The following is a 19,554-nucleotide window of genomic DNA, read 5'->3' as shown; positions in this document are numbered from 1 at the left end:
CCTCCGGGGCGGGGCTCACACGGCGTCCGCCAGGAGCAGCGAGTGGATGCGGTCCGGGGCGCCGGGGCGGGCGTAGTACCAGCCCTGGGCGGTGTCGCAGCCGAGGTCGCGGAGCTGGCGGGCCTGGGCGCCGGTCTCCACCCCCTCGACGGTGACGGCGAGTTCGAGGCTGTGGGCCAGCGAGACGATCCCCTCGACGATCTTGAGGTCGACCGGGTCGACGGGGTGCTGCTGCATGCCCCGGGTGAAGGAGCGGTCGAGCTTGAGGACGCTCACCGGGAGGCGGCGGAGGTTGGCGAGGTTCGAGTAGCCGGTGCCGAAGTCGTCGAGCGCGATGTCCACGCCCATCTCGGCGAGCTGCCGCAGCGGCTTCAGGAGGTCCTCGTCGGCGCCGATGAGCGCGGACTCGGTGACCTCGAGGCACAGCGCGCCGGGTTCGAGACCCGACCGCTCCAGGACGTCGACGGTGTCGGCGACCAGGCGCGGGTGGTGGAGCTGCGTCGGCGAGAGGTTGACGTTGATCCGCAGCGGGCCGCCGTCGGCGTGCCGGGCCTGCCAGAAGCGGGCCTGGCGCACGGCCTCCTGGAGCACCCAGCGGCCGAGCGGCACGATGAGGCCGGTGTCCTCGGCGAGCGGGATGAAGCGGTCGGGGCCGAGCACGCCGTGCTGCGGGTGGCACCAGCGGACGAGGGCCTCCGCGCCGTGCACGCTGCCGTCGCCGAGGTGGACGAGCGGCTGGTACTCGATGAAGAACTCGCCGCGTTCCAGGGCGGTGGGCAGCGCCGTGGTGAGTCCGTGCCGGGTAATGGCGCGGGCGTCGGCCTCGGGGTCGGCGAGCTCGAAGCGGTTGCCGCCGGCGGACTTGGCCCGGTACATGGTGATGTCGGCGCTGCGGAGCACCTCGGCCGGGGTCCGCTCCCCCGCCGGGCCCTCGACGACGCCGAGGCTGCCGCGGACGGTCAGTTCGCGGCCGTCGATGCGGAGCGGGGTGGCGAGGGCGGCGAGGATGCGGTCGGCGAGTTCGGTGACGTCCCGTTCGCCGCCGGAGGCGGTGGTGAGGGCGACGAACTCGTCGCCGCCGAGCCGGGCGACCATCTCGCCGGCCCCGGTGACACAGCTCTGCAGCCGGTCGGCGACCTCGACGAGCAGCCGGTCGCCGGCGGAGTGGCCGAGGCTGTCGTTGATGACCTTGAAGCCGTCGAGGTCGAGGTAGCAGAGCCCGAAGCGGGCGTTGTCGCCCGGCGTGAGCGCCTTTTCCAGGCGCTCGAAGAAGAGCGTCCGGTTCGGCAGGCCGGTGAGGGCGTCGTGGGTGGCCTCGTACCGCAGGCGCAGATGGAGCAGCCGCCGTTCGGTGGTGTCCTCCAAGAGGGCCAGCTGGTACTGGGGGTGGCCTTCGGCGTCGCGGAGGAGCGAGACGGTGAGGTTGGTCCACAGAACCGTTCCGTCACCCCGGTAGTAGGGCTTCTCGACGCGGTAGTGCTCGCGCTCGCCGCGGACCAGCTCCTCGTACAGCTTCCAGACGTGCGGCCCGTCCTCCGGGTGGACCCACTCGCTGACGTTCCGGCTGCGGACCTGGGCCTCCATGCCGCCGAACATGCGGGTGAGGGTCTCGTTGACCTCCAGGACGTTGCCGTCGAGGTCGGCGATGCCGATGCCGATCGCCGCGCCGTCGAAGACCGCGCGGAAGCGGCTCTCGGTGGCGTGCAGGGCGACCTCGGCGGCGCTGCGGGCGGTCAGCGCCGAGCGGGCGATGGCCTCCTGCTCGGCGCGGGTCCGCTCGCGCAGGGCCTGCGCGTAGCCGGTGGCCATGGCGTGCTGGAGCCGGGCGCAGCGGGCACGCAGCTCCTCGGCCGGCACGTCCGACTCCGTACCGCAGTAGAGCACCAGATACGAGTCGACGACTCCGAGGCTGCGGCCGAGCGCGTCCGGGTCGGTGCAGTGGGCGTCGACCAGGGCGGCTCCGGTGCGGTGGGCCGGGGCCGTGTCGAAGGGCCGTGCGTGCAGCGCTTCGCACAGGGTGCGCGCCAGCGGCAGCAGATGGCCCTCGAACTCGGCGCGGGTCAGCGAGGTGGCCGTCACCGGGAAGATCGCGCGGCTCCAGATGGTGACGAAGCGCCTGAGCCTGTCCTCCGGGCCGTCGGCCTCCGCGAGTGCGCCGGTCGGCTGAGACGGGACCTTCACGCTTTGCGCCCCACCCCTGCGAAGCCGGAGAAGGCGAACGGGTCCTCCTCCTCGACCGGGCTCTCCGGTCGCCAGAGGGGCATCGGTACGAGGCCGGGCTCGACCATCTCGGTGCCCTCGAAGAAGCGGGCGATCTCCTCGCCCGACCGCATCACCAGCGGGTTGCGGATGTTCCGGTAGACGCCGACGGTGCCACCGGCCTGCTCCTCGGAGAGCGGGATGCCCTCGTACGAGGCGTGGGTGAGGATGACGAGGCTGCCGGGGGCCAGCGCACCGATCAGTTCGGCGACGGCCTCGTACGGCCGGTCCTCGTCCTCCAGGAAGTGCAGGACCGCGACGAGGAGCAGCGCCACCGGCCGGTCGAGGTCGAGCAGCCGGGTCACCTCGGGGCTGTAGAGGATCTCGGCGGGCTTGCGCAGGTCGGCGGCGACGACCGCGGCGCTCTCGTCGCCTTCGAGGACGGCGCGGCTGTGGGCGACGGCGACCGGGTCGTGGTCGACGTAGACGACCCGGGCGGCGGGGTCCGCGTTCCTGGCGACCTCGTGCACGTTGCCGAAGGTGGGTATGCCGGAGCCGATGTCGAGGAACTGGGTGACGTCGTTGTCAACGGCGTGGCGGACGGCGCGCCGCATGAAGGCCCGGTTCGCCTGCATGACCTTGGGCAGGCCCGGCATGAACTCCATGGCCTTGCGCGCCGCTTCCCGGTCCACTTCGAAATTGTGCGAGCCGCCCAGATAGAAGTCGTACATACGGGACACGCTCGGTACCGAAATGTCGATACCAGGCGGAGCCCAGGCGGGACGCTCCATCAATGTCTCCAACAAGTCGCCATGGGGGATGCGGCCAGGTGTTCGCGGCCGGTGTTCGAGGTGAGGCTACTGATCGCCCGCCGGGAGAGCGAGTAGAAACGGAAATTAGCGATCCGTTCTTGGTCACACGCCATTGGCACGTGCTCCCGGAACGCAGAGTTCACGCCTTCAGGCTGTGCAAATTCACGTGCATATGATCGTGCGTCGGCTACACCGGCGACGCCGCTCACCACCCGACGGTGGCCCAGGCCCCGTCCGTACCTCGGTCGTTGCCGCCGAAGGGACCCGGTCGCCGGTGCAGGATGCCCCGTTGGGCCCCCGGACCGACAGGGCGACAACCGGACACTTCTCGTCGCCGAGGCCGGAACGGGGCTTCTCGGCCGCCCGCCGGAATCCCGGTGTACGGCGATACCGGGCATTGCGCCGAATCCGTCTCCGACACACGGTAAAACGTCAAGCCCACACAACCGGAGATCCCCTCCATCCGGCGAATCCACGGCGATTCCGCCACGGCGCGCCGCTCGTGTGATCAAGCTCGACGGCGTGTCTCTGTACGGATCACTCCTCGCGCGGCCGCTCGCGGCCCTGGGACTGGTGTGGCTGCTCGCCTCACCCGTGCCCGCCGCCGCCGACGCCTGCGCCTACGCCTCCACCGACCAGGACGGCGCGACCATCGCGGTGGCCATCGCCGGCGACGGCGACACCAGCCGCGGCAACGGCCGTGGCGGCGGTCGCGGCCACGGCGACGACGCCGGCAGCCGTGGCGGTCGCGGCCACGACGACGACCGTCACGGCGGCCGTGGCGGCGGCCGTGGCCACGACCACGACGGCGACGGTGACGACGACGGCCGCGGCAAGGGCCACCAGCACGGCAAGGGCAAGGGCCATCACCCCAAGCCCTGCCACCCGAAGCCCCCGCCGCCGTGCCCCACGCCCACGCCCACACCGACGCCGACGCCCGAACCGCCGAAGCCGACCCCCAAGCCCACCCCGAAGCCCACTCCCCCGCCGAAGCCGGAACCGCCGTCCCCCACCCCCGAGCCGCTCCCGCCCCGGCCCACACCCACACCGCCCGCCACCAGACCCGCGCCCCGGCCGGCCCCGCCGAAACCCGCGCCGCCGACCACGAGGCCGCCCGAGCCCGCGCCCGCGCCGCCCCCTCCGCCGACCGTGCGGCCCCGGCCCCCGGCCCCCACGCCGGTGGCCCTGCCCCACTACCGCCCGGTCACGCAGACCAAGCGCGAGGGCGGCACGTCCATCGTCACCGCGACCCTGATGATCACCGCCCCGGCCGTGCTGGCGACGGCGATCCTCCGCCCCCGGTCCAAGTGACCTCCCTCCCCTGAGTCCCGCAGGAGAACTCCCATGTCCGAATGGCTTGTTCTGACCCTCGCGATGGCGGCCGCCTGTGCCGTCGTCCTCACCATCGTCGTGATCAACAACCGCCGGATCCCCGAGGACGACGACCCCAGCGAAACCCCCGATGTCATCGAGTACATGACGATGATGATCGGCGTGATCTACGCGATCGTCCTCGGTCTGGCCATCGCCGGCGTCTGGGAGGCCCGTGGGGCCGCCCAGGAGACCGTCCGGCAGGAGGCCCAGGCGATGCACGAGATCTCGGCCCGCGCCGAGGTGTACCCGCAGGCCGTCCGCGAGGGCATCCGCGCCGACGTCGACGCGTACGTCTCCTACGTGGTCCACGACGAGTGGACGCACATGTCCGAGCACGGCGAGCTGAGCGACGAGGGCACCGCCCTCCTGGAGCGCGTCCGGCGCAGCGTCACCGACTACCAGCCCGCCAACGACTTCGAGGGGCAGGCCTACCAGCCGCTGGTCGACCAGGTCGCGGCGGCCGACGACGCCCGGGGCGCCCGGGGCCAGAGCGCCGGGGCGACGATGCCGGGGGTGGTGTGGTTCGGCCTGATCATCGGCGCCCTGGTGACGGTCGGCCTGATCTTCACCCTCCAGATCCGCAGGACCGGGCGGGAGTTGCTGCTCGCCGGGCTGTTCAGCGTGCTGATCGCGTTCCTGCTCTTCCTCATCTGGGACTTCGACGCGCCGTTCGGCCGGGGCATCTCGGCCACCGCCACGCCGTTCACCGATCTGTTCCCGCAGCTCACACGCTGATCCCGGCGCCGCGAGTGGGCCGCCCGGGGGACATCGGTGCCCCATTCGCACGCCTGGGATCGCGGCTGTGATAGTGCGCTCCTAGCGTTTCGGGCATCGAGGTGTACGCAAGGTCTTCGGCGGAAACCCCCTTCCGCGGCTGCCCCTCGGGACCCGGAGGATTCACCATGCGCGCGATACGTGCCGCTACCACTGCCCTGCTGGGGGCGGCCGCCCTCGCCCTGGCCGCCCCCGCCGCCATCGCGGCGGACGGCGCTCCCGCCAACGGCCCGAGAGCCCCGAAGGCCAGGGCCACGGGCGATTTCGTCGTGTCGCCCTCGGTCGTCGCCCCCGGCGGCCGTGTCACGCTCAGCGCACCCGGCTGCGCCAGTACGGCGACGGCCTCGGCCGGCATCTTCGACACCGTCACCATCGCCCCCGGCTCGGCGGTCACCGCGACCGTGGACTCGGACGCCAAGGCCGGCGCCGTGTACACGGTCTCGTTCAACTGCACGGGCGGGATCCAGGACACCGTCGATCTGACGATCAGCGGCCTCGCCACCCTCAGCCCGACCATCGGCGCCACCACCCTCACGCCCGCGCGTGGAGTGCGGGGCGGTCTCGGCGGTTCGGTCGGCGAGGGCATCGAACCCGTCGAACTGGCCGCCGGCGGCGCGCTGGTCGTGGCCGCGGGCGCCGGCGTGGTGTTCGTGATCCGCCGCCGCTCCGGCGCGGCCCGGCGCCACTGAGCGAACGCCGTGGCCGGACCCGAGCGGAGCGCGAAAGCCCGCCGCCCCCGGGTCCCGGAAGGGACTCGGAGGCGGCGGGCACAGCGGGCCGGCCGAAGCCGGCCGGGAGGTTCGGCCGGTCAGACTCCCGCACCGGACATGCGGCGACGGCGGGCGATGAACACCCCACCGCCGAGCGCGGCGGCGGCGACCAGGCTGCCGCCGACGGCCATCTCGGTGGAGCTGGGAGCGAGCGAGCCGCCGAGACCACCCTGCGCGCCGCGGCCCGCGAGGACGCGGAACGGGTGCGTGACGACGGCCGAGTTGTCGCTGCACTTGACGGCGAGGTTGTAGCTGCCCGGGGTGGCGTTGTTGAAGACGCGGGCGATGGCGCTGGAGAGCCCGTTGGAGTTGACCGAGAGGTTGGTCTCCGGGAACGCGTTGGACGTGACCGTGCCACCGTGACCGCAACCCTTGGCGGTGATCGTGATCGTCGACCCCGCGTGGACGTCGAAGGGGTTGACGGTGACGTTGCTCGGCCCGTTGGTGGCGACGGCGAGGGGGGCCGCGAGCCCGACCGCCGCGATTGCGGTGGCGGTCACCGCCAGAGTGCGTGCAGCACGCATGGTTGAACCTCCAGTGGAAGACGCCCCAAAGCGGTGCTCCGGGAGTTTCGACGAGTACGCCTTCCATGACGAACCATCACAAGCCGTGGCGAGCTGTGCATTTCGGCACTGGTCCACCCCAGTGAGACGACACGCCGAAGCCGTGTCCCCCGAACGCTTCAGAACCCCAGGTCACCACCGGCCGAGGCGCTTATCTGACGAATACTCGGATGGGTCAGCCCCCTGTCACCCGCCTGTCCGGCACCGCTCCCGCCGCCCTCGAAGGGCCGCCCGCGGACCCTCCCCGGCCCCCCTCCACCCGTACGGCCGCGCCCCCCACCCGTTCGCGCCGTCCGGGGCGACGACCCGTCCGGCCGCCCTTACCGTTCTGACGACGCCACGAAGGGAGAACCATGCCCGCGAAGGACTTCCGCGTCTTCGAGCGCAGGAGACGCCAACCCTGGGGCGTCCTGGCCCTCGCCATGCTGTCCGGGCTCGCCATGATGCGCAACGGGGTCGACGACGCCCAGGGCCCGCCCCAGCCCGCCGCCGCGGCCCGCCCGGTCGCCCGCCACGTCACCCCACCTCCCCCCGGCGCCTCCACCGGCCTCGACCCCCTGCCCTTCGCCCCCGCCTCCCGCATCAAGATCCCCGCCATCCGCGTCGCCGCCCCCGTCATGGACGTCGGCCTCGACCAGGACGGCTGGGTCGCCGCCCCTCCCCCCCAGGACGCCAACCTCGCCGGCTGGTACCAGAACGGCATCGCCCCCGGCATGCGCGGCACCTCTGTCGTCGTCGGCCACGTCGACAACGCCCGCGGCCCCGCCGTCTTCTACGGCCTCGGCTCCCTCGAAAAAGGCCAGCACATCGAAGTCGAGCGCTACGACGGCCGCGTCGCCGTCTTCGAGATCTACGGCGTCGAGGTCTACGCCAAGAACGACTTCCCCGGCGTCCAGGTCTACGCCGACACCGGCCACCCCGAACTCCGCGTCATCACCTGCGGCGGCGGCTACACCCGCGCCCACGGCTACGACGGCAACGTCGTCGTCTACGCGCGCATGGTCGGGTCCCGCTGAGTCGTGTCACCCCCCAGGGCCCGGGCGATCGCATCGGCGATCGGCTGGGCCGTCTGATCCTCGTAGAAGCTGTAGGCAGGGCTCGGATTCACCTCGAAGCAGAAGAACTCGCCCTCGTCCGTGAGGACGAGGTCGATGCCGGCCAGGTCGAGGCCGAGCCCGGCCGCGAGGTCCGCGCAACGCCGCGCCAGTTCGCGGGGCGGACCCCACGGCGTCAGATCGGCGTGCCCCCCGTACCGGCCCGCGTAGCGGTAGTCCACCGCGTCGGTCTCGATGCGGGTGGCGAAGACCTCACCGGCGACCACGTGCACCCGGACGTTCACACCGGCGACGTACCGCTGGAACTGCACCGGGCACGAGCGGATCCGCGACAGCCGGGCGACGGCCTCGTCGTCGAGCGGCCGCACGATCGACCGCACACCGCTGATCGACTTGTAGACGACCCTGCCGTGCCGCTCTCTGAAGGCCAGGGCGAGGTCGGGGTCGTCGGTCACGAGCGTCTCCGGGACACTGAAGCCCGCCCGTCGGATCAGCTGGGCCTGATAGGGCTTGGACCGGTTGGTCGCCGCCGCGGAGGCGCGGTTCATCACCCGTCCCGGCGCGATCTCCATCCAGGTGCCGAGCGCCTGATGCCAAGCCTGGCAGTGCCGCAGCGTCTCCTCGTCCGCGCCCCGTGCCTCCGGCAGCAGCCGCCAGTCCATGAGCCTCGTGTAGATCCCGGTGACGTCGGCGCACGGGATGGTCCGGCCGTCGCAGCGCAGCTGCCCGCCCACGTTCCCACCGCCGTCGACCCGGATGTCGACAGGGGTGTCCGTGAAGCGGCGTTGATGCAGCACGGCGTACGGCAGGCCCCGGCGGCGCAGCGCGTCGGTGACCAGAGCGATCGGGCGCTCGCTCGCGATGCCGCAGACGATGATCACCTCGGCCTCGCCGCCAGCCGGGTCAAGGACGCGTGAAGGCCGTCCAGCATCGGGGCGCCCCCGATCCGAAGGTCCGGCAGGAGCGTCGCCCCCGTGAATCGCGCGCCGTGCCGGGCGTGGGCGTCGGGCTCCAGGTGGATCCCCAGGAGGTCGGCCTCCGCGGCGCGGGCGAGGCGGATGCAGGCGGCGGGGAGGCCGTCGAGCGCTTCGGCATCGTGGACGCCGTAGACGTCGTCGCCGAGGACGAGCAGAGTACGAGCGGGCTCCCGGTCCGTGGGCGGTTCGTGCGTGATGTCGTCCGTCAGCCTCAGCGGTGACACCTCCAGCCCCGCGGCGGCGGCCAGCACGGTCCACTCGGCGGGCGAGCGGAAGGTGCCGGACAGACCCAGCGGGCTCGGACGGTTCACCGTCACGGGAGCCAGGCACTGGAGCCAGCTGAGGACGAGCGCGTCCCACTCCGCCATCGCGTAGGCCGTGTCGGCCGGGGTGGCGAAGCGGAGGTGGTCCACAGGCGCGTGGGTGAGCCGGTTGAGCACGCCGTGGACGGCGTCGCTCGCGAGGTCACGACGGCCGGGCAGGACGAGCTCCATGGTCGCCCCCATACGGCCCGCGGTCTCGTCGCCCGTCCGGGCGCCCTCGCCCCGGACCCGATATCCATCCCGCTCCTTCTCCTCGATCCGGTGCGCGGACCGTACGGCCCGGGTCAGCGTTCCCGCGTCGACGACCTCCACCGGGTCGAGCCCCCGCTCGCGCAGGCCTGCGGCGGCCCAGTGAGCCGCCGGGTCCCCCGCGCCGCACAGCACCAGCCACATGACGGCCGCCGCCACGCTAGGGCGCCGGGTCCTCGTAGGCGAGAGCGCTCGTCGACAGGTCGGGGCGCAGCTCCGGGGGGATGAAGTGCTCGTGGGGGGCGGCGACTCCGGCCCAGGCGATGCCGGGGATGAGGGGCCGGGGGAAGAGGTCACTGACACCCATCAGGTCATGGAGGTGCTTGGGGGGCCCATCGCCGTCCTTGTCCTTGCCCTCCTTGGCCTCGGTCTTCTCCTTGTTCGGCTTCGAGCGGCTGAGGTGGAGCGTCCGCTCCGCCTCGTCGCGGGTGTTCGCCTGTAGTACGAAGTCGGTGCTGTCACCGCCGCCCGCGTGTTCGACGCGGGCGACTTGGATGACAAGGGAACCGCATTCGCTCGGCTGGATGGGCGATGTCAGCGATGCGAGGAAGAAGCCGCCTCCGAGATCGGTCGAGGCTTCGGTGGAGAAGACGAGCTCCCTCGTGCCGACGTTGGCCACGTTGACGACGATGTCGTCGATGAAGCCACCCGGGGAGGCGGTGCGGTGCTGGAGCGAGTCCATGAAGATCCGCGGTTGACGCGTGTCCTCCTCAAGGTCCGACACGACCCACACGAAGAAGAGATCCTGCTGTGCCATGTTCGTGAGCCGCACCTGCCACTGCAGCTCGGACGGTTTGTCGATGTCCAGCCGCACGAGGAGCATGTCCCCGGGGTCACGGGTCCAGGACGCGGTGGCGTACGCGGTCAGGTTCTTGTCTTCGATCGTCACGGTTCCGGGAGCGCGGGGCACGGCTGCCCACTTGCCCGAATCCACCTGAAGTTCGATGGTCGGGTCCGCCTCACCGGGCGGTTGGCACGTCGGGTCCGAGGCGTTGAACCGCAGGAACATGACCGTGCTCGAGGCGTACACCTCGAAGGGGAACTCGGCGGAGGGGCTCGGTCCCGGGGCGAGTCGCAGCGGTCCGTCCTCGGGATATATGCCGAAGACCGGGTCGGTCATGGTCACCACGCTCCCAGGGGGACGATGTCGACGAAGACCAGCCGGCCCTGGCTCTCCACGGCGGAGCCCGTGTCGTTCGTGGCCTGTGGATGCGTCTCGTACTCCTGGACGACGATGCGCTGGGGGCGGTCCCCGGTGGCGGGGAGGTCGAGGTCGCGGGCTTGGCCGAGGGGGCCGGAGGCCTTCAGGACGGTGCTCCAGCCGGCGCCGCTGCCCGTGGCCGCGGCGGGTCCGACCTGGAGTTCGTAACGGACTTGGTTCGGACGGGGGCCGGCGGGGCCGAGGCCGTCGAGGAGGACGGTGGCCCGTCCCGTCGTGCGGGTGACGAGGAGGCGGCGGTGGGGCGGGAGTTGGACGGGTTCCGTCCGGACCGCCGGGGACAGGGTGGGCACGCCTTCGGCGGTGTGGTCCTGGTAGCGGGCCACCGCAAGGCGGACGAACGGGAAATAGGAGGAGGTGACGAGCGGGGAGAGGTCGATGTCGGCGTACCAGCGGTCGCCTTCCTCGTCGAAACGGACGGGGTACGCGATCACGTCGAGCGCCCGTTCCAGTTCGGGCAGTTCCGCCCGCTCGCCGCGCGGGGCGACGACGTCCGTCCGGTTGAGGACCGGGGGCGGGGCGCCGGTGGTCCAGATCGGGTCGCGGCCCGCGACGCTGACGTACCGCAGCACGTCGGCGGGGGCGGATGGGTACGGCAGGGTGAGGACGGCGAGGCGTTCGTCGTCCCCGGAGGCGTACCAGGGGCGTTCGAGCAGAACCCGCAGGCCGCCGCCGTACCGCCACCGGGTGAGCGATTTCTGGCCGTCGTGCGAGTGGGTCCAGCGGAACGTCGGCACGGTGTGGAGGACCTTGGGCTCGGGAGGGCGGGCGGAGCTGGGCACGTCCGTGACCTCCAGGACGCCCTCGGTCAGGCAGGCCTGGGGGTCGGTGGCGGTGACGCGGGGGAAGAGGGCCCGGAAGCGGGAGATGGCGGTGGCGCGGTACGTGACGCGCCGGCGGCGTGTGTCGCCGAACTCCTGGCGGATCGTGGGGTACGCCTCGTGCCGTGGGGCGCGCTGGACGTCGTACGGGCCGAGGATCGCGGTCCGCTCGCGCTGGGTCGGCTTGTTCGGCGGGAGGTCCTCGTGGTCGGTCCAGGTGGCGCGCAGGTCCAGGCGACCGGTGCTCGCGATGTGGAGGCGCAGGCCGTCGGTGCGCAGGACGGCGCCGGTGTCCCCGGGGGACCGGCGGGCGGTGAGCAGACCGGAGGGCGTCGCCAGGGGGCGCTGTACGGCATGGACGAGCGTGACGGTCCGGGGCGGTGTGATGAGGCGGTTGCGGCCCTCGGTGATGGGGGCGAACGCATTGGGGTTGGTGACGTCGATGCCCAGCCAGGTGACGATGCCGAACAGCTGGACGCCACGGCCGTCCGGGCAGGAGGCGATGTCGAAGGTGACCTCTTCCGCCGGGCCGAGGGTGACGGTGAACGCGCGCTGGTCCGAGGAGCGGGTGAGTTTGCAGCCCTTGGGGCCGCCTTCCAGGCGGAGCGAGATCGGCTCGTACGCCGGCCAGGTGCCGTGCCACACGCCGGTGCGCTTCTCGGCCACGATCGTTCCGTACGTTCCGGTTTCGGGGTCGACGGGCCTGCGGCGGGGGTTCAGGGCGATGCTCTTGGTGGCGGGGTCGGCGAGCCAGGGCAGGGTGACACCCGTCTCCGGGAGGTAGACGTACGGAGCGGGGACGGTGGAGCCGGTCTCGGCTCCCACGACCGTGGCGCCGTGGATGTCGGAGACGTCCTGGTCGGCTCGCTTGGCGACCTCGAAGAACTCCTTCACCTTCGCGGCCGGTACGTCGGGGCCGAGGGCGGCGTCGAAGGTGCGCTCGTGCTGGATGGCCAGGTCGAGGGAGCACGCGGGGGCGAGGAGATGGCGGAGGTCGAAGGCACGGTGGCCGTGGGCCGCCGCGTACGCCGCCACCGTCGTGTCACGGTCGCTGCGGATGACCATCAGACCCAGGGTCTCGCCGTCGGCCAGTCTGCGGGTGGGGACGAGTTCCGGGGGTGGGAGGGGCTCGAAGCGGTGGTGCCGGAAGACGTTCGTCCATTCCTCTTGGGGCCCCGCCTCGTCGGGGCGCAGTCCGCCCCCGGCCAGGTCGGCGATCCGCACGCGGAGGCGGTAGTCCCGGCCGAAGCGGAGGCGGGGCAGCGATCCCGGGTCGGTCTCGATGACCGCGTCGAAGGGGGGTGCCTGCACCGCGACCGGCATGTCGTCCCCCGTGTCGACGATCCGCTCGGGGCGCTCCGCGACCGGGCTCCAGCCGTCCCAGCGCATCACGGTCTGGTGGACGTACAGGGCGTCCCGCTCGTCGGCTCCGGTCGCCGCGGCTTCGGGGCGGACGAATCCCTCTTCGAGGAGGCCTGCGGGGCCGGCGCCGCCGGATGCGGCCTGCCCGATCGTCACGTCGCCGATCTTGTAGCGGACGCGCCGGCGGCAGAGGGGGTACCACTGCTTCTTGTCCACGTCGTAGACGTCCACGCGGTAGCCGCCGAGCAGCGAATCCGCCGTCACCGGCTGGGAGGTGAGGCCGGCGGGCGTGGCTCGCTGGGCTGCCCTTCTGAGCTGTCTGCTGTGTTCCTGTCCGCGGTCCCGTTCGACGAGGGCGAAGCCCATCGACCGCAGGGCGGGCAGCGCGCCGGCGTCGGCCCTGTCCCGCTCGGCCGTCTGGTCGCGGTCGGACTCGGCGACGCCGACCATGCGCAGGGCGGCGCCGTCGACGTCGAAGGGCACCACCTCGTACCGCCCGCCGGCGGCCCCGGCGGGGGCCGCCACCCCGGTGCCGGCCAAGGGCAGCATGCCGCGCTTGAGTTCGGTGGCCATCGGTCCCGGCAGCGACGCGGTGACGAACCGCGTGCCGTCCAGAAGGTAGGCGGTCTTCGGGGACAGGTCGTCCTGGAGCGCTTGGGACCAGCCGGGCGGGGCGGAGCCGTCGGGGTTCGGCCACCGCGGAACGACGCGCAGCTCCTTCGCTCCGCCGGCCGCTGTCAGCGGGGCGGTCTCCACGGCCAGGTCGATCAGCAGTCCGAGCGCGCGCAGGAGCAGCGGGTGATCGGCGAGGCGGGCCACCGTGTCGTGGAACTCGCGCACGGACGTGGCGGTGACCGGCGGAAGCGCCGTGAACGAGTCGTTCTCACGCCGGTAGAAGGCGTACGCCCGGGCGAGCGCCGACCGGGGTGCGGAGGGGTCGTCCCCCGCCGTGCCGTCCAGCGGCGCGAGTCGGTCCTGCCACATCGCGCTCACCCGGCCCAGTTCCGCACGCAGTTCGGGGTGGGTCTCGGGGACCTCGCCGTCGTGGTCGAGGTGGACGCGGCCCGTGGCCGTGAACGCCTGGCGTACCTCGGCGGCTGCCTCGGAGGCCGGGAACTCGTGTACGTCCCGCTTGTCGTAGGAGGTCGTCCGGTACGGAGTCACCGGCGATTCGCCGCTGAACAGGGCTTTCCAAGCGGAGAGTTGGTGCGCGGTGGTGAAGCGGATCTCCTTCTTCTCGATGGTGAGGTGCGGGACCTGGTAGGAGACGACGGGCTGCGTGCCGCGGAAGACGTCGAACTTGAGGGCGGCGAGCCGTTCGGGCCAGGTCTGCATGCCGAAGTGCTTCAGCTTCCGCTCTCCCGGGGGTGCGATCAGCCGGGGAGTGAGGAGGACGGACAGCAGCGCCATCGGGGTGGAGTGTCCCGGGACGAGGGCGACCCGCCCGGCCGGGATCGGGGTCCAGACGAACTGTCGCCGCAGGTCTGAGGCCGGCATGGGTCACTCCTTGGCGAAGGCCCGGCAGTACGTCTGCCAAGGGAACGAGGAGCCCTGGGGGCCGAGCGCGGCCTCGACCGTCGAGCCCCGAGGTGCCACGCCGGCGGTGGTCCGCCCCGCGTCCCCGGACGCCGTCAGCACGTCACGGGGGCCCGCGGCGAGGCTGGGGCCCGCGAAGCTCTTGCGGCATTCGAGGGTGACGGAGGTGGACCAGAAGGTGAGGTCGACGGAGATCACGAGCCGGGCGGAGCCGTGCAGGACGTTGCGCCCGACGTCGTACGTGAGGCTGAGGGTCAGCTCCACGGAGACCCGGATCAGGCCCAGGACGGAGACGCTGCCTCCGATCCTCAGATAGCCGGTGATCTCGATCCCGCTGCCCTGTTTGACGAAGACGACACCGCCGAAGACGTGGACCTCGCCGGCCACCACGCCGAAGTCCAGGGCGACGCACGCACCGAACTCGATTCCGCCGACGAACCGTTGCAGTCCCCCGTCGGCCTTTCCGGCGCTCACTCCGAGCTCCAGATAGCCGCCGCCGCCGAAGGGGCCGACGGTGACGAGGAAGGGCCGTTCCCGGTGGGCGAAGGCGAAGTCGATCTCGACGGGACGCTGTTCGAGGGAGAGGGTGAGGCCGATGCTGATCGCGAGGTTCTGCACGCTGAAGACGCCCATGGCGAGGGTGGGCACGGCGATCGTGTACGTGGCCCTGATCGCGACCGCCGAGGTCTCGACGTGCGGCCCGCCGCGGCCCGCCTGCGGGATCTTCTCCGCCAGCGTCTTGACGAAGTTGAGCTTGCCGGCGAGTCGGGCGTCCGCGAGCTCGAAGGTCAGGGAGGGGGTCTCTCCCGAGTTGCCGGTGAAGCGGACGTTCGTGAAGGTGAGGATGACCAGGGCGGAGGCGTGGTTCGGGATCTCCAGCGTGAAGTCGGTGACCTCACCGGTGGTGCGCAGCTGGGGCCGACCGCCGACGGTCTGCGAACTGACCTCCAGGGAGACCTTGGAGGTGGGCTTCTTCGGGTAGAAGGGGTCGGCGTTCTCCGTCAGATACTCGCTCCAGGTCAGCTTCGCGGCCGGCGCGCCGCCCACCTCGGACAGCGCGATCTGCGGACGCGAAGTGATCTTGGACAGGATGTCGCGGAGCGAGACGACGCCGAGAAGTCTGGCGCCCTCGGCGAACATGTCCCGCGGCTTCGGCGGGAAGGGCCCGCCGGCAATCGGTCCCGCCGTCCGGGAGATCTCGGTGACGGCCATGTTCGGCGCGGCCACCATGCCGGTACGCGAACCGGCCGCGCCGAAGTCGACGAGTTTCGGCACCGGGAGGGCGAGCAGGACCTCGGGCCGCTGGCTGCCCTTGGACGTGAGGTACGCGGGGGAGAACTCGGCCCGCGCCGCCGGCGACGTTCCGGTCAACTGGCGCACCGCCGGCAGTGCGACGTCCATGCCGGTGACACGGGGGTGGAATCCGACTCCGTTCGCGGCGATGTCGGCGCCGACCCCGCCGAAGGACATCGACCGTACTTCCTGGATCGCGCCGTCCAGCGCCTGGGAGGCGGTCTTCATGCCGAGGGCGATCCTGCGGCCGATGTCGCAGGTGGGCCGTCCGGGGCCGCGCCGGTCGCCTGAGCGCGGTCGTGCGGCGTACGCGGTGTCGAGGGCAAGGGCGTTGGACGTGCCGAGGGCCGTGTCGTCGACGAAGAGCAGCGGCAGCCGGAGTTCGACGACTTCACGGTCCGCCCGCGCGCGCACCGTGAACTCGACGTCGGCTCCCGACCGTCTGGGCCAGAACGCCTTGCAGGGCAGCCAGACCTCCTCGTCCAGGCCCGTCACCTGTCGGGGTTCGACGGACACCTCCTGGAAGGGGAAGGCGCGCTCGTACACTCTGCGGGCGCCGTCGGTGTCGCCGATGCCGTAGCGGCGTGTCGGCTCGGTGACGAGGAGCGTGTGCGTCGTGCGGAGCGCGGCCACCGCCGGGGAGTTCCGGTCGAACCGGCGCTCGGTGATCTCGAGATAGGCGGCCCGGTGCCCGAAGGGGAAGAGCGCGCCGCGGGTGAGGACGCGGACGTAGTAGTCACGGCCCATCGCGGCCTGGTGGGTCCAGTCGAACGTGGGCCAAGAGGCCGAGGCGTCGAACCAGGCGCCGAACGCGCTCAGGATGAGCCGGTCGACCATCACCGGCGGATCGGCGGACTGCAGCCCGAGCGCGGCGATCTTCGCCGTGTAGTCGCCGAGCGGGGTCTCGAGAGCGGGCTCGTCCGGGAGGGCCTTGACGGGTCTCACTCTGAGCGCGTCGGCCCCGTCGGGGCGGACGACCCGGCTGTGCCACAGCTCCGTCGTGCCGTTGTCGCCGACGACGGGCAGCGCGTGGTGCCGGCAGTGCGCGCCGTCCGGCAGCTGCAGCAGCAGACGCCAGGGCAGTTCGAGACGGGCGCCCTCCGCTCCCGCGGCGTCGGCTGTGACGACCAGGGGCAGTCTGCCCATGGCGGTCAGTACGCCGTCGACCGTGAGCGGTACGGCCTCCGAGCCGATGGCGAAGGCAAGCCGGGACGGTCCCGCGATCCGCGCCTGGCTGGTCGTGCCCGCCACGGAGACCGTCTCGGCGATGTGCTGGGGAGGGAACTCCACGATGAGCCGGGCGGCACCCGCCCCCGCGGCGACGACCTCCACCACTCCGTCGGCGCGGACCCGTTCCTTCAGCCCGCTCCCACGCACGGTCAGCACGACGAGGTCCTCGGGGCGCAGCACCTGGTAGGCCCGCACCTCGGCCCAGATGTCGACCAGCCGCCAGTCGGACCAGGCGCGGTCGAGCTGCCGGTGCATCAGGGCCGTACCGGCCCACACGGCGAAGACGTGAGTGGTCCCGGCCTCGTCGCGGACGGCGGCGAGGTGCGGGGCGGTCGAACCGTCCGCGGTGAGGTCGCCGCCGAGGTTCTCCCACCGGGAGGGTTCCCTTCGCGTCCTGTGCCACAGCTTGCGATCCGCGACGGCGAAGGAGTCCTCCTCCGTCGCGGCGAAGCCGTCGGGGCGAGGGCCGACGCCGGGACGCCGGCCCTCGGAGAGCTGCAACTGCAGCAACGCCAGTTGCTCCTCCACCAGAAGCGGGTCGATCGCCGCGGGCTGCCCGGCCAGCGGATCGGGGGACGTCCACGGCGTCCAGCCATGCCCGGCCATGTCACCGACGACATCACCGACGAGGTCGTCCGCTCCCCCGCCCGCCTCCGCACCGCCCTCACCGCTGAGCGTGCCGAGCGTCCCGTCACGAGCCGCCGCGAACAGTCTGTGCCTCGTCCCGCGAACGGCGTCCACGGCCAGCAGCTCGATCCGGCCGGGGCCGGACCGCACGGCGCTCAGCCATCCGGCCTTCTCCGGCGCCCCCGGGGTGGGCCACGGCCGGCCGAGCGAATGCCACGCCCCCCACCGTCCTCGCGCGGAATCCGGGGACGTCGTATGCGTCCTGTGCCACGTGGCGCCGTCACCGTCACCGACGAACAGGTCGATGCGGCCGGGGGCGGCCGAACAGGCGGTAAGCGCGGTCAGCGTGGAGCCCAGCATGGGGCGTCACCTCATAGGGCGGTCACAGCGTCTGGTAGGAGGGCATCCCGGACCCGGCCAGTTCCCGGACCGGTTTGGCGGACGTCGGCGCATCCTGCGGGGGAGCGAGCATCTGGTCGTAGAACCACTGCACGAGCTGCATGTAGTAGTCCCACGGGAAGTACGGACCTGGGTCGGTGTGGTCGTTGTTGAGCACGTTGTAGTGTCCGCCGAAGCCGAAGAATTCGCCGCGCTGGTTGGGGGCGAGCGGCACGTCGATCGGGATGCCGTAGGTGGCGCACAAGTACGCCGACAGCTCCGCCGAGGACTCCATCATCGCCGTGGTCCAGTCCTGAGGGCCGGTGGCCCCGGTGTACCCGTACTCGTGCTCGATGCCGATGTACTTGACGTTGCCCCCTTTGCAGTGCCAGGCGGTGTACCGCCCGTCGCGCGGGCCGTTGGTGTCCGGGTCGGGCAGCGGGACCATCTGAACACGCCGGCCGTCCCTGGCGATGATGAAGTGCGCCGAGACCCTGGCCGCGGAGCTTTGGAAGTAGCCGATGGCTCCCTCGTACCGGCCCTGGGTGTAGTGGATGACGACGCCCTGAGGGACCAGCGGGCCGTACGCGTCACGGTTCGGACTGTTGGTGTACGGAATGTCCAGGCTCTGCAGGTTTCCCAGGTTCTCGTGGAAGGTCAGACCCGATAGCTCGGGCGCGGCGCCGTCCGTCTGCACGGCGTACGTCGACACCTCTCCACACTTCGGGCAGGCGAAGTCCATGTTCTTGATCGTCATATCGCTCTCCGGAGGCTGATCCGGCTCAGGGAGATGCCCTCCACATGAGGGACGGGAAGGATCGTCGACGAGGCGATCACTCGGCCGTGACGGACGCCGTCGGTCCGCACGGAGCTGTCTCCTTCCATACTCGTACGCGTTCCGCAACCGCTCAACACGTGATACGGAGTGTGACGAACTGCCGGTCTGTGGCGGGGTTCAGGGGGCGATCGCGACGCACGGTGAGGGGCAGGGCCCCGGCGCCGGGGGCGGCGGGGCCCTGTTGGCGTGGGGGGTGGGGTCAGCGGCGGGGGACGGTGATGTGGTAGCCGGAGGAGAGGAGTTCGGGGAGGTAGCGGCGGAGGGCGGAGACGGTGTGGGAGCGGTTGCCGCCGGCGTCGTGGGAGAGGACGACGGTGCCGGGGGCGGCGCCGTCGAGGACGCGGCGGACGATGGAGTCGGTGGGGGGTTCCTGCCAGTCGAGGGTGTCGACGGTCCAGGCGAGGGGTTCCATGCCGAGTTCGGCGCCGATCTCGAAGGAGTGGCGGTTCCAGGCGCCGTAGGGGGCGCGGTACCAGAGGGGGGCGGTGCCGAGGGTGCGTTCGATGATCTCGCTGGTGGAGCCGAGTTCGTCGCGGATGCGGGAGGGGCGGAGTTTGGGGATGAGGGGGTGGGACCAGGAGTGGTTGCCGACGACGTGGCCGTCGGCGGCCATCTCGCGGAGGAGGTCCTGGTTGTCGACGGCCATCTCGCCGCAGACGAAGAACATCGCGCGGCAGTCGTAGCGGCGGAGGGTCTCCAGGATGGCCGGGGTGTAGCGGGGGTCGGGGCCGTCGTCGAAGGTGAGGACCATGGAGCGGCCGACGCCTGACATGCTCAGGAAGGGCCGCTGGCGGACCGGTGGGACCGCGCGGCGGAAGGCCGGGGGCGCGTAGGCGGTCATCGGCTGGAGGCGGTACGCGGTGGGGCGCAGGCGGGCGGTTCCGGCGGCCTGCGGTCCGGCGGCGGGGCCGGGGCGCGGTCCTCCGTGGCCCGTTCCGGGTGGGCCCTGGGGGGAGCGGGCGGCGCCGGTGGCCGGTGCGGGGGTGCCGAAGCGGTCGGCGGCGAGGACGCCGACGGTGGCGGTGGCGCCGAGGGCGGCGGCGAAGCGGAGCAGCGTCCGGCGCCCGCTGGCCATCTGATCCTTTTTCATGACCAATGGTTCCTACGGGCGGGAGCCGGTGTGCCTCTTCGACACCGGCCCTCCGTCCGAAAGC

Annotated in this window: 14 protein-coding genes; 4 read left to right on the top strand and 10 right to left on the bottom strand. The window is 72.0% G+C overall.

Going from position 1 to position 19,554, the window contains the following annotated elements:
• Nucleotides 1-15: 15 nt before the first annotated feature.
• Entirely contained in the window at nucleotides 16-2,181 is a 2,166-nt protein-coding gene (locus ACZ7G1_RS12810) for a putative bifunctional diguanylate cyclase/phosphodiesterase (RefSeq protein WP_470871551.1), read from the bottom strand.
• A complete protein-coding gene (locus ACZ7G1_RS12805) occupies nucleotides 2,178-2,990 on the bottom strand; it encodes an SAM-dependent methyltransferase (RefSeq protein ID WP_470871552.1) in 813 nt (270 codons plus the stop codon). Before ACZ7G1_RS12805 ends, ACZ7G1_RS12810 begins: the two co-directional genes overlap by 4 nt.
• Before the next feature lie 543 nt (nucleotides 2,991-3,533).
• Here ACZ7G1_RS12805 and ACZ7G1_RS12800 point away from each other — a divergent pair.
• From ACZ7G1_RS12800 to ACZ7G1_RS12790, 3 genes are all read left to right on the top strand, one after another.
• Nucleotides 3,534-4,322: a hypothetical protein gene (locus tag ACZ7G1_RS12800; RefSeq protein ID WP_470871553.1), complete on the top strand. Its 789-nt coding sequence runs from the start codon at nucleotides 3,534-3,536 to the stop codon at nucleotides 4,320-4,322.
• A 33-nt stretch (nucleotides 4,323-4,355) separates the two neighbouring features.
• Nucleotides 4,356-5,120, top strand: coding sequence for a bestrophin-like domain (locus ACZ7G1_RS12795; RefSeq protein WP_470871555.1), 765 nt, complete (start codon nucleotides 4,356-4,358; stop codon nucleotides 5,118-5,120).
• 167 nt (nucleotides 5,121-5,287) lie between these two features.
• Nucleotides 5,288-5,848 carry a hypothetical protein gene (locus ACZ7G1_RS12790; protein WP_470871557.1) on the top strand — a complete coding sequence of 187 codons (561 nt, stop codon included), beginning with the start codon at nucleotides 5,288-5,290 and terminating at the stop codon, nucleotides 5,846-5,848.
• A 119-nt stretch (nucleotides 5,849-5,967) separates the two neighbouring features.
• Here the strand turns inward: ACZ7G1_RS12790 and ACZ7G1_RS12785 are convergent, their stop codons facing one another.
• Entirely contained in the window at nucleotides 5,968-6,453 is a 486-nt protein-coding gene (locus tag ACZ7G1_RS12785; protein WP_470871559.1) for a hypothetical protein, read from the bottom strand.
• 392 nt (nucleotides 6,454-6,845) lie between these two features.
• Here ACZ7G1_RS12785 and ACZ7G1_RS12780 point away from each other — a divergent pair, with 392 nt between their 5' ends.
• Nucleotides 6,846-7,508 (top strand): class F sortase, encoded by a 663-nt coding sequence (locus ACZ7G1_RS12780; protein WP_470871560.1) that lies wholly within the window; start codon nucleotides 6,846-6,848, stop codon nucleotides 7,506-7,508.
• On the opposite strand, the gene ACZ7G1_RS12775 is transcribed toward ACZ7G1_RS12780, so the two are convergent.
• The 7 genes from ACZ7G1_RS12775 to ACZ7G1_RS12745 all read right to left on the bottom strand — a co-directional run bounded on the left by ACZ7G1_RS12775 (nucleotide 7,481) and on the right by ACZ7G1_RS12745 (nucleotide 19,490).
• Nucleotides 7,481-8,428, bottom strand: coding sequence for an ATP-grasp domain-containing protein (locus tag ACZ7G1_RS12775; RefSeq protein WP_470871562.1), 948 nt, complete (start codon nucleotides 8,426-8,428; stop codon nucleotides 7,481-7,483). The genes ACZ7G1_RS12780 and ACZ7G1_RS12775 overlap by 28 nt on opposite strands.
• Nucleotides 8,425-9,255, bottom strand: a complete 831-nt coding sequence (locus ACZ7G1_RS12770) for a hypothetical protein (RefSeq protein ID WP_470871563.1) — start codon at nucleotides 9,253-9,255, stop codon at nucleotides 8,425-8,427. Before ACZ7G1_RS12770 ends, ACZ7G1_RS12775 begins: the two co-directional genes overlap by 4 nt.
• A gap of 1 nt (nucleotide 9,256) precedes the next feature.
• A complete protein-coding gene (locus ACZ7G1_RS12765; RefSeq protein WP_470871565.1) occupies nucleotides 9,257-10,216 on the bottom strand; it encodes a hypothetical protein in 960 nt (319 codons plus the stop codon).
• 2 nt (nucleotides 10,217-10,218) lie between these two features.
• Nucleotides 10,219-13,995, bottom strand: coding sequence for a hypothetical protein (locus ACZ7G1_RS12760; RefSeq protein WP_470871566.1), 3,777 nt, complete (start codon nucleotides 13,993-13,995; stop codon nucleotides 10,219-10,221).
• 3 nt (nucleotides 13,996-13,998) lie between these two features.
• A complete protein-coding gene (locus tag ACZ7G1_RS12755; protein ID WP_470871567.1) occupies nucleotides 13,999-17,544 on the bottom strand; it encodes a PLL family lectin in 3,546 nt (1,181 codons plus the stop codon).
• A 22-nt stretch (nucleotides 17,545-17,566) separates the two neighbouring features.
• Complete coding sequence (locus ACZ7G1_RS12750) at nucleotides 17,567-18,319, bottom strand: N-acetylmuramoyl-L-alanine amidase (RefSeq protein WP_470871569.1); 753 nt, start codon at nucleotides 18,317-18,319, stop codon at nucleotides 17,567-17,569.
• A 280-nt stretch (nucleotides 18,320-18,599) separates the two neighbouring features.
• Nucleotides 18,600-19,490 carry a polysaccharide deacetylase family protein gene (locus tag ACZ7G1_RS12745; RefSeq protein ID WP_470871571.1) on the bottom strand — a complete coding sequence of 297 codons (891 nt, stop codon included), beginning with the start codon at nucleotides 19,488-19,490 and terminating at the stop codon, nucleotides 18,600-18,602.
• Between the last annotated feature and the right edge of the window lie 64 nt (nucleotides 19,491-19,554).

It is taken from the genome of Streptomyces sp. NPDC037273, assembly GCF_055603625.1.
Note: the sequence above shows the minus strand (reverse complement) of the source record. Positions and strands in the feature narration are given on the sequence as shown.